The organism is Immundisolibacter sp. (genome assembly GCF_028696615.1).
GTDB lineage: Bacteria > Pseudomonadota > Gammaproteobacteria > Immundisolibacterales > Immundisolibacteraceae > Immundisolibacter.
Window position 1 is genome coordinate 1 of record NZ_JAQVGQ010000098.1, and the last position, 9,094, is coordinate 9,094.

The window sequence follows — 9,094 nt, forward strand, 5'->3', positions numbered from 1 at the left end:
CCGAGGTGCGGCGCCAGCTCGCCAAGGCGGGCCTGGCGATGCTCTCGGTCACGGCGCTGACCGACCGGCATCTGGCGGTCGCCGGGCGGCTGAGCTGAGAGCTTGTGAATTTTTCAAGCTCTCAGGCCGGCCAGGGATGGCCGGACGCGAATCGAGCCCGCAAGGGCTTGATTCGCGTGAGCACGTCCGGGCGTGTACCGGACGTGCGACGCAAGAAATGCGCAGGACGCGCATTTCTTCACAAACTCTGAGCCGGCGTGCCGGCCGCGCTGGGGTTAATCGGTGGTCTGGCGCTGCTGATCGGCGGCGCCGAACTGCTGATCCGCGGTGCGGCGCGTCTGGCGGTGAGCGCTGGCCTCACGCCGCTGGTGGTGGGGTTGACCGTGGTCGCCTTCGGCACCGGTGCGCCGGAGCTGGCCGTCGGCCTGAGTTCGGGATTGGGGCAGGCGCCGGCGGTCGGGATCGGCAACGTGGTCGGCAGCAATATCGCCAACGTCTTGCTGGTGCTTGGGCTGAGTGCGCTGGTGGCGCCGCTGCGCGTGGCGCGCCGGCTGATCCGGCTCGACGTGCCGGTGATGCTGGCGGCCTCGGTGCTGGTATGGGTGCTGGCCGGCGATGGCTGCATCGGCCGGCTCGAGGGTGGCGCGCTGGTGCTGGCAGCTGCGGGTTACACGGCGTTCGTGCTGCGCCTGGCGCGGCGCGAGGCGGCCATGTCGCGCGCCGCGGCCGAGCTGCCGGGGCTGCCGGCGCGGCCGGTCTGGTGGCGGGATCTGGCCCTGGTGCTGGGTGGTCTGGTGCTGCTGGTGCTGGGCGCGCAGGCGCTGGTGACGGCGGCGGTGCAGCTAGCAGTCGGTTTTGGCGTGAGCGAGCTGGTGGTGGGTCTCACGGTCGTTGCCGTTGGCACCTCGCTGCCGGAGCTGGCCACCTCGGTGGTGGCGGCAGCGCGTGGTCACGGTCAGATGGCGGTCGGCAACGTGGTCGGCAGCAACATCTTCAACCTGCTGGTGGTGCTGGGCGCCAGCGCCGTGGTCGCGGGCGGCTTGCCGGTCAGCGCCGCCGCACGTCGCTTCGACCTGCCGGTGCTGACGGCGGTGGCGTTTGCCTGTCTGCCGGTCTTTTTTGCCGGCCATCGCATTGCCCGTTGGGAGGGCGGCTTGTTTTTCGTTTACTACCTGGCCTACGTCGGCTATCTGCTGCTCGACGGCACCGGCCACCGGGCGGCGCCGGTGTTCGGCTGGGCGATGATGAGTTTCGTGCTGCCGCTTACGGCCGTCACGCTCGCGGTGCTGACCGTGCGTGCCTGGCGTCGGCAGCGGCGCGGTTGCGTGCATCGATACGAGGACGATCCGTGAAGCTTCTGGTAATCGGCTCCGGCGGGCGCGAGCACGCGCTGGCCTGGAAACTCGCGCAATCGCCGCGCGTGGCGCAGGTATTCGTGGCACCCGGCAACGCCGGCACCGCCGGCGAGCGCAAGGTGAGCAACGTGCCCATCGCGGCCGATGACGTGGCCGCGCTGCTGGCGTTTGCCGAGCGCGAGGCCATCGATCTGGCCGTGGTCGGACCCGAGGCGCCGCTGGTGGCGGGGGTGGTCGACGCCTTCACCGGCGCCGGGCGGCGCTGTTTCGGGCCGACGCGCACGGCGGCCCGGCTCGAGGGCAGCAAGGCCTACGCCAAGGATTTCCTGCGCCGGCACGGCATCCCTACCGCCGCCTACGAGACCTTCGACGATCTCGATGCAGCGCTCGCCCACGTGCGCGAGCGCCCGCTGCCGATGGTCATCAAGGCCGATGGCCTGGCCGCCGGCAAGGGCGTGGTGATCTGCCATGCGCGCGCCGAGGCGCTGGCGGCGGTGCAGGCCATGCTGGGCGAGGGCGCCTTCGGCGGCGCCGGCGCGCGGGTGGTGGTGGAAGACTTCCTCGAGGGCGAGGAGGCGAGCTTCATCGTCATGGTCGACGGCGAGCACGTGCTGCCGCTGGCCAGTTCCCAGGACCACAAGGCGCGCGACGACGGCGACCGTGGCCCCAACACCGGCGGTATGGGCGCCTATTCGCCGGCGCCGGTGGTGACGCCCGAGGTGCACCGACGCATCCTCGCCGAGGTGATCGAGCCCACGGTGGCGGCGCTGGCCGGCGACGGCGTGCGCTATGTCGGGTTTCTGTACGCCGGGCTCATGATCGACGTCAACGGTGCCCCGCGTGTGCTCGAGTTCAATTGCCGCCTGGGTGACCCCGAAACCCAGCCGATCCTGATGCGCCTGCGCTCGGATCTGACCGACCTGATCGAGGCCGCGCTCGACGGCCGGCTCGATCGGGTGCAGGCCGACTGGGACCCGCGTCCGGCGCTGGGCGTGGTGTTGGCGGCGGCCGGTTATCCCGGCGATTACGCCCGCGGCACGCCGATTCCGGCGCTGCCGCTGGTGGAGCCGCCCGACTGCAAGGTGTTCCACGCCGGCACCGCGTTGCGGGATGGCCGGGTGGTGACCGCCGGCGGACGGGTGCTGTGCGTGACCGCGCTCGGCGACAGCGTGGCGCAGGCGCAGCAGCGCGCGTACGCGCTGGTGCAGCAGGTCGCCTGGGATGGGGCGCTGTACCGGCGCGACATCGGCTATCGCGCCGTGGCGCGCGAGCGGGGTGACAACTGATCACCCACCGGCAGGCCGGCAAGGGGCCGGCGTGCATTCGACAGGACCGGCAACGATGAGCACCGTCGACGTCGCGGCAGTGGCCGCCTATCTCACGGGTCTGCAGGACCGCATCTGCGCCATGCTGGAGGCCGAGGATGGTCACCAGCGCTTTGTGGAAGACCCCTGGCAGCACGCCTCGGGCGGCGGCGGGCGAACGCGGGTGATGGAGGGCGGCGCCGTCATCGAGCGCGGCGCGGTCAACTTCTCGCACGTGCAGGGCACGGCATTGCCGGGCACGGCCAGCGAGCGGCATCCGGATCTCGCCGGCTGCCGCTTCGAGGCGCTCGGCGTGTCGCTGGTGATCCATCCGCACAATCCCTACGTGCCGACCTCGCACGCCAACGTGCGCCTGTTCGTGGCGCACCGGCCGGACGGTGCGCCGGTGTGGTGGTTCGGCGGCGGCTTCGACCTGACGCCCTACTACGGTTTCGACGAGGACTGCGTGTTCTGGCACCAGCAGGCCAAGGCTGCCTGCGCGCCGTTCGGCGCCGACCTTTACCCGCGCCTGAAGCGCTGGTGCGACGAGTATTTCTGCAACCATCACCGCGGCGAGCAGCGCGGCATCGGCGGCATCTTCTTCGACGATTACGACCAGGGCGGTTTCGAGCAGGCGTTCGCCTTCCTGCGCAGCGTCGGCGAGCACTACATCGCCGCCTACCAGCCCATCGTGGCGCGCCGCAAGCACATGCCGTATGGCGAGCGCGAGCGCGATTTCCAGCTGTTCCGGCGCGGGCGTTACGTGGAGTTCAACCTGCTGCACGACCGCGGCACGCGCTTTGGCATCCAGAGCGGCGGGCGGGCGGAGTCGATCCTGGTGTCGATGCCGGCGCTGGCGGCCTGGCGTTACCGCTGGCAGCCCGAGCCCGGTACGCCCGAGGCGGCATTGACCGAAAAGTATCTGCAGCCGCGTGATTGGCTGGCCTGAACGTCGCTTGATCTGATCGATCGATTCAAGCGAGGCAATCACTGTAGGAGCGGCTTCAGCCGCGAAAGCTCAGACAAAAAGAGGAGTCTTCGCGGCTGAAGCCGCTCCTACGGCCGCTCCTACGGTCGATTCCACGCCGATTCTCACAAAGCCGTGCCCACGACGCCGCCGTCAGCCGCCGCACCAAGCGGACGGGTTGACTGGCTGGCCACGGTAGCGAATCTCGAAGTACACGCCGCTGGCGCTGCCGCGGTCGCCCACGGCGGCGATCGGCTCGCCGGCCTGCACGCGCTGGCCGACGCGCTTGAGCACGGCATCGTTGTACCCGTAGAGGCTCAGGTAGCCCTCGCCGTGGTCGACGATCACCAGCAGGCCGTAACCGCCCAGCACGTCGGCGTACACCACTTTGCCGGCGTGGATGCTGCGTACGGTGCTGCCCGGTCGGGCGGCGATCACCACGCCGTCCCAGCGCGTGCGCCCGCTTGCGCGCGGGCTGCCGAAGCGTGCCTTCAGTGGGCCGCTGACCGGCCACGGCAGGCGGCTGCGACGCGCCGAGAAGCGCTCGCCGGGCAGGCTCGGCGTCGGTCTCGTGCTGATCTCGGCCGGCGGCTGGTCCGGCGCCGGTGGCGCATCGGCGGTCTGCTGCGGTTCGGCGCGGTCGCGTGCCTGTTCACGTGCCCGTTCGGCCGCTGCGCGCTCGGCCAGGCGCGTCAGCAGCGTGGTGAGTTCGCGCTGATCCTGCTCGATGGCGCGCACGCGCTGCTCGCCACGGGCGACGTCCTGGTCCGCTTGCGCCAGCAGCGCCTGGCGCTGCGCGCGCACTTCGGCGAGCCGTTGGCGTTCTTGGTCGAGCTGGCGGCGTTGCTCGGCCAGGCGCGCGGCCTCGGCGGCGATGCGCGCTTCGCGTTCCGAAAAGGCGTCCAGCTGCCGACGCAGCTCGGCCAGGCGTGCCACCTGGGCGTCGGCGACGTAGCGTTGGTAGCGCAGCAGGCGCGCCAGGCGGGTGGGATCCTGCTGGTTCAGCAGTAGCTTCAGGCGATCGCTCTGTCCGCTGCGCGCCGCCAGCGCCAGGCTGCGCGCCAGTGCCTGGCGTTGGGTGTCGAGCCGGGCGCGCGCCTGCGTTTGCTCGGCGCGCAAGGCCGCCAGCTGTGCCTCCAGCGCCGCGGCGGCGGTCTCGTCGGCGCTCAAGCGAGCGGTGAGCTCGGCCACCTGCCGGTCGGCCTCGGCCAGGCGTGCGCGCAGGCTGTCGCGGGTCTGCAGTCGTTCGCGCAGGGCACCCAGCGCCTGGCCGAGTTCGGCGCCAAGGCGTTCCAGGCGCGAGCGAGTTTCGCTGGCCTGATCGGCGTGCGCGGGTGTCGAGCCGGCCAGCAGCAGCGCGCACAGGCAGGCGGCGAGGACGGGTTTCTGCGGCTGGGGCACGACGCCGGACGGTCAGGGTGTTGGAAGCGTCGCGCATAGTAAACTTCGCCCGCGCTCGTCGCAGCGCGTCCTTGCCGTTTCCATGCAACCCCGCGGGCCCCATGGCTTTCGTTCTTGCCAATATCGAGCTGTTCGCCGCCTTCGCCGTGGTGGCGACGCTGCTCGGCCTGACGTATGCGCTCGAAGGCGCGCTCGGCTATCAACCGGTACTGCCTGGTGAGGCGGTGCGGCTGATCAATGCCGGCGCCGCCGTGCTCGACCTGCGCGCGCCGGCCGAATTCGCCGCCGGGCATGTCAATGGCGCCGTCAACGTGGCGCCGGACGGCATCGCCGAGTGGGCCGGCAAGCAGCGCAAGGCCAAGTCGCGGGCGGTGTTGTTGATCGCAGCGCCGCGCCAGCCGGTGTTCGCCGCAGCGCGCCGGCTGCGCGCACAGGGTTTCGGGCCGGTACACGTGCTCAAGGGCGGCATGCGCGGCTGGGTCGCGGCCCAGTTGCCGCTGGCCAAATGAGCACCGCAGGTCCATCCCCCACCACCGGAGTTCGCGGCATGGTCACCATCTACACCAGCGCCCTGTGCGGCTACTGCGCCATGGCCAAGCGCCTGCTGGACAACAAGGGCGTGGCGTACCAGGAAATCCCCGTCGACATGGACGGGACGCGGCGGGCCGAGATGGAACGACGCAGCGGCCGGCGCACCGTGCCGCAGATTTTCATCGGCGAGCGGCACATCGGTGGTTACGACGACCTGGCCGCGCTCGAGCGGGCCGGCCGGCTCGACGCCCTGCTGGCCGAGCAGTGACCAAATTCTTACCTCACTTCAGGACGTTTCCATGGCCGAGCCAACCGACGCCGCGCAGCCGCAATTCCACATTCAGCGCATCTACCTGAAGGACTTGTCCTTCGAGTCGCCGCGCGCGCCGCAGATTTTCGACGCACAGGCCCAACCGCAGATCGATCTGCAGCTCGGCGCCGGCGCGGCGCAGGTGGGCGAGCACCTGCACGAGGTGGTGGTGAACGTGACCGCCACCGTGCGCAGTGGCGAGGACACCGTGTTCCTGGTCGAGGTGCAGCAGGCCGGGCTGTTCCACATCGAGGGCGTGCCGGCCGAGCAGATGGGCTGGGTGCTGGGCGTGACCTGTCCCAACGTGCTGTTCCCGTATGCGCGCCAGGTGATCTCGGATGCCACCGTGGCCGGCGGCTTCCCACCGCTGCTGTTGGCGCCGGTCAATTTCGAGGCGCTCTACCAGCAGCACCTCGACCGTCAGCAGGCGGGCGGTCAGGCCACCCACTGAGCCGCCGCGGGGCTATCCCGTGACCGACACCCTGGCGGTGCTCGGCGCCGGCTCTTGGGGCACGGCGCTGGCGATTGCGCTCGGCCGGCGCGGGCATCGGGTGCGCCTGTGGACCCTGCAGGCGGCCGATGCCGCGGCCATGAACGCGCTGCGCGTGAATGCGCAGTTCCTGCCCGATATCGTGCTGCCGCCGACAGTGACGGCGACCGCTGATCTTGCCGGCGCACTCGACGCTGCCCAAGGTGTGCTGGTGGCGGTGCCGAGCCGCGCTTTTCGCGAGGTGCTGGGGCGCCTGGTGGGGCGGCTGCCGGCGCGCGAGCTGGCCTGGGCCACCAAGGGTTTCGAAGAAGACACCGGCCTGCTGCTGCACCAGGTGGCGGCCCAGGTGCTGGGGGATGTCGCCTGCGTGGCGATTTCGGGCCCGAGTTTCGCCGGTGAGGTGGCGCTCGGGTTGCCGACGGCGTTGACGGTGGCCTCGCCCGATCCGGCCGCGGCCGGCGCCTGGGTGGGGCGTCTGCACGGCGACACGCTGCGCGCCTATCGCAGCGATGATTTGATCGGCGTGCAGGTGGGCGGTGCGGTCAAGAACGTGCTGGCGATCGCCGCCGGCATCGCCGACGGACTCGGTTTCGGCGCCAATGCGCGGGCGGCGCTGGTCACCCGTGGCCTGGCCGAGGTGCAGCGGCTCGGGCTGGCGCTAGGGGCGCGGCGGGATACCTTTTTGGGGCTCAGTGGCCTCGGCGATCTGCTGCTCACTTGCACCGACGACCAGTCACGCAACCGCCGCGTCGGCTTGGCGCTGGCTGACGGCAAGACCGTGCAGCAGGCCGTGGATGCCCTGGGACAGGTAGCGGAAGGCGTGGCGACGGCGCGCGCCGTGCAGCGCCTGGCGGCGCGTCTGGGCGTCGAAATGCCGATCTGCACCGAGGTGTACCGCGTGCTGTACGAGCAGCGCGACGTGCTGGACGCCGTCAAGGCGCTGTTGGGGCGCGAGCCATCCGCCGAGTTGTGACGAGCCGCTGAAACGCTGGACGATTCGGGCCTTTGCGGTGTTCGGTCCGCCGCCGCGCGGCGCTGTCTTGACTGCCCACCCATCAGTGATCGGCCGGCGCCGGTTCGGCGCCGGCGAAGCCGTGCTGGCGCCAGGCCTCGAACACCGCCACCGCCACCGCGTTGGAAAGATTGAGACTGCGGCTGTGCGGGCGCATGGGTAGGCGCAGCAGCCGATCCGGCGGCAAGGTATCCAGCACCGCGCCCGGCAGGCCGCTGGTCTCGGGGCCGAACAGCAGCGCGTCGCCCGGCCGGTAATCGACCGCATGGAACGGGCGCCGGCCGCGGGTGCTGAAGGCCCACACGCGTGGCCTGCCGAGCGACGCCAGGCACGCCTCCAGATCGGCGTGGCGACGCACCGAGGCGTATTCGTGGTAGTCGAGACCGGCGCGGCGCAGGCGCGCGTCGTCCGGCTCGAAGCCGAGCGGCTCGATGAGGTGCAGCGCAGCGCCGGTGTTGGCGCACAGCCTTATGATGTTGCCGGTATTGGGCGGGATTTGCGGCGAGTAGAGGATGACGTGGAACACGGGCCGAGTGCGCTGAACGATGCCGACCTGCTGCGCACGCAGCTGTGCGGGCTGGTGCTGCAAACGCCGCTGGTGCTGCTGTCGGGCTGCGTGGGTTTCGGGCAGGAATATACCCGCGTGGCCGGTTTCAGCCATCGCGACGTCGGCATGGTGGTGCTCAAGGGCACCACGCTCGAACCGCGTCTTGGCAACGCGCCGCACCGCCTGGCGGAAACACCGGGCGGTTTGCTGAACGCAATCGGCCTGCAGAACCCTGGCGCGCGCGCCGTGGTGCAGGACATCCTGCCGCGGCTCGATTTCACCGAAACGCTGTATGCCGCCAACGTGTCCGGCGCCACGGTCGAAGAATACGCGGAGGTGACGCGTATCTTCGACGACTCGCCGGTGGCCGCCATCGAGCTCAACATCTCCTGCCCCAACGTGAAGGCGGGCGGTGTGCAGTTCGGCAACGATCCCGAGATGTCGGCGCGGGTGGTCGAGGCGTGTCGAAAAATGACACGCAAGCCATTGATTACGAAACTTTCTCCAAATCAGACCGACATCGCCGAGAACGCCCGCCGCTGCATCGAGGCCGGCACCGACGCGTTTGCCGCCATCAACACGCTGCAGGGTATGGCCGTCGATCTCAAATTCCGCCGGCCGGTGCTCGGCAACCGCCAGGGCGGGCTGTCTGGCCCGGCCATCAAGCCGATCGCGCTGCTCAAGGTGCGCCAGGTGTACGAGGTGGCCAAGGCATACGGCGTGCCGATCATCGGCCAGGGCGGCGTGGCCTCAGCCGACGATGCGGTCGAGTTCCTGCTGGCCGGCGCGACCGCCGTCGGCGTGGGCACGGCGCTGTTCTATGACCCGCTGATCTGTCCGGCGCTGAACGCGGGCATGGCGGGGTATTTGCGGGCGCACGGGCACGCCAACGTCGGTGAGTTGACCGGGGCGCTCGCCTGGTAGGGCGGTGAGCGCGGATCGCGGCTGAAGCCGCGCCGGCCTGTGTCCAACAGGAGCGGGTCAGCGCGCCGCCCGGCACAGCGCCCACACATCCACCCGCGCCACGCCGGCGCGCTTGAGCGCCGCGGCCAGCGTGCCGGCAGTCGCGCCGGTGGTCATCACATCGTCCAGTACCGCCACGTGATCGACGCCCGGCGGCTGCACCACCGCAAAGGCGCCGCGCACGTTGCGCCGCCGCGCGGCGCGATCGAGGCCG

General features: G+C 70.7%; 10 protein-coding genes and 1 pseudogene. 8 read left to right on the forward strand and 3 right to left on the reverse strand.

Translation table 11 applies throughout. The features are described 5' to 3' along the window. Nucleotides 1-257: 257 nt before the first annotated feature. Genes PHC73_RS07910 through hemF form a run of 3 tightly spaced genes read left to right on the forward strand, consistent with a single transcriptional unit; the run spans nucleotide 258 to nucleotide 3,608 of the window. Entirely contained in the window at nucleotides 258-1,352 is a 1,095-nt protein-coding gene (locus tag PHC73_RS07910) for a calcium/sodium antiporter (protein WP_300126502.1), read from the forward strand. After that, the gene (purD, locus tag PHC73_RS07915; protein ID WP_300126504.1) at nucleotides 1,349-2,641 is read left to right on the forward strand and encodes a phosphoribosylamine--glycine ligase; all 1,293 of its coding nucleotides are present in this window, start codon (nucleotides 1,349-1,351) and stop codon (nucleotides 2,639-2,641) included. The genes PHC73_RS07910 and purD overlap by 4 nt, the downstream gene beginning before the upstream one ends. A 55-nt stretch (nucleotides 2,642-2,696) precedes the next feature. Next, nucleotides 2,697-3,608 (forward strand): oxygen-dependent coproporphyrinogen oxidase, encoded by a 912-nt coding sequence (gene hemF, locus PHC73_RS07920; RefSeq protein ID WP_300126506.1) that lies wholly within the window; start codon nucleotides 2,697-2,699, stop codon nucleotides 3,606-3,608. Nucleotides 3,609-3,779: 171 nt separating this feature from the next. Here hemF and PHC73_RS07925 read toward each other — a convergent pair whose 3' ends face one another. Further along, entirely contained in the window at nucleotides 3,780-5,027 is a 1,248-nt protein-coding gene (locus tag PHC73_RS07925; RefSeq protein ID WP_300126508.1) for a peptidoglycan DD-metalloendopeptidase family protein, read from the reverse strand. Between the two features lie 101 nt (nucleotides 5,028-5,128). Between PHC73_RS07925 and PHC73_RS07930 the strand changes: the two genes are divergently transcribed. Genes PHC73_RS07930 through PHC73_RS07945 form a run of 4 tightly spaced genes read left to right on the forward strand, consistent with a single transcriptional unit; the run spans nucleotide 5,129 to nucleotide 7,331 of the window. Further along, nucleotides 5,129-5,536, forward strand: a complete 408-nt coding sequence (locus tag PHC73_RS07930; RefSeq protein WP_300126510.1) for a rhodanese-like domain-containing protein — start codon at nucleotides 5,129-5,131, stop codon at nucleotides 5,534-5,536. 38 nt (nucleotides 5,537-5,574) lie between these two features. Next, nucleotides 5,575-5,826: a glutaredoxin 3 gene (grxC, locus tag PHC73_RS07935; RefSeq protein ID WP_300126512.1), complete on the forward strand. Its 252-nt coding sequence runs from the start codon at nucleotides 5,575-5,577 to the stop codon at nucleotides 5,824-5,826. A gap of 31 nt (nucleotides 5,827-5,857) precedes the next feature. Beyond that, nucleotides 5,858-6,319, forward strand: coding sequence for a protein-export chaperone SecB (gene secB, locus PHC73_RS07940; protein WP_300126514.1), 462 nt, complete (start codon nucleotides 5,858-5,860; stop codon nucleotides 6,317-6,319). Nucleotides 6,320-6,338: 19 nt separating this feature from the next. Further along, nucleotides 6,339-7,331 carry an NAD(P)H-dependent glycerol-3-phosphate dehydrogenase gene (locus PHC73_RS07945; RefSeq protein ID WP_300126516.1) on the forward strand — a complete coding sequence of 331 codons (993 nt, stop codon included), beginning with the start codon at nucleotides 6,339-6,341 and terminating at the stop codon, nucleotides 7,329-7,331. Nucleotides 7,332-7,413: 82 nt separating this feature from the next. Here PHC73_RS07945 and PHC73_RS07950 read toward each other — a convergent pair whose 3' ends face one another. After that, nucleotides 7,414-7,896, reverse strand: coding sequence for a tRNA (cytidine(34)-2'-O)-methyltransferase (locus tag PHC73_RS07950; RefSeq protein WP_300126517.1), 483 nt, complete (start codon nucleotides 7,894-7,896; stop codon nucleotides 7,414-7,416). A gap of 12 nt (nucleotides 7,897-7,908) precedes the next feature. On the opposite strand from PHC73_RS07950, the gene PHC73_RS07955 reads away from it, so the two are divergent. Next, nucleotides 7,909-8,841: a dihydroorotate dehydrogenase gene (locus PHC73_RS07955; RefSeq protein ID WP_366949834.1), complete on the forward strand. Its 933-nt coding sequence runs from the start codon at nucleotides 7,909-7,911 to the stop codon at nucleotides 8,839-8,841. A 57-nt stretch (nucleotides 8,842-8,898) separates the two neighbouring features. Here the strand turns inward: PHC73_RS07955 and PHC73_RS07960 are convergent. Next, a pseudogene (locus PHC73_RS07960) lies at nucleotides 8,899-9,094 on the reverse strand (ComF family protein); the annotation flags it as partial.